The 712-nt window shown below is 44.1% G+C and carries 2 pseudogenes; both read left to right on the top strand.

Annotated features, from left to right (window positions below):
* Positions 1-366 (top strand): annotated as a pseudogene (cysJ, locus tag R7O13_RS27010) (NADPH-dependent assimilatory sulfite reductase flavoprotein subunit); the annotation flags it as partial.
* Positions 366-712 (top strand): annotated as a pseudogene (locus R7O13_RS27005) (sulfite reductase subunit beta); the annotation flags it as partial. The pseudogenes cysJ and R7O13_RS27005, both read left to right, overlap by 1 nt.

The following is a 712-nucleotide window of genomic DNA, read 5'->3' as shown; positions in this document are numbered from 1 at the left end:
GCTGAAGGTAAAAACTGGTTGTTCTTTGGTGATCGCACGTTCACACAAGATTTCTTGTACCAAGTTGAATGGCAAAAATACCTTAAGTCGGGAGTGTTAAGCCGCTTAGATGTTGCTTTCAGTCGTGACCAAGTAGAAAAGGTTTATGTACAGCACCGCATTTTAGAAAACGCCGCGCAAGTATGGCAGTGGATTCAAGATGGCGCTTACATCTATGTATGTGGTGATGCGGCTCGTATGGCGAAAGACGTACATGACGCATTGGTCATTGTTGCGGAGCAAGAAGGCAAGATGCCACGTGACGATGCAGAACAATTTATTAATGATTTACGTAAAGCGAAACGTTATCAGAGGGATGTGTACTAATGACTTTTTCTACTGAAAATAACAAGCAGATTGTATTAGGCGAAGAGCTAGGGCCACTATCTGATAACGAACGCCTAAAAAAACAAAGCAATCTATTACGTGGAACCATCGCCGAAGATTTGCAAGACCGAATCACTGGCGGCTTTACAGCGGATAACTTCCAACTTATTCGTTTCCACGGTATGTATCAGCAAGATGATCGCGATATCCGTAACGAGCGTACCAAGCAAAAGCTTGAGCCTCTTCATAACGTGATGCTTCGTGCTCGTATGCCTGGCGGTATTATTACGCCAACACAATGGCTGGCGATCGACAAGTTTGCTACAGAACACTCGTTATATGGAAG

The sequence above is a fragment of the Vibrio sp. Y176 genome, assembly GCF_033438945.1.
This window is presented reverse-complemented; position numbering and strand designations above follow the sequence as displayed.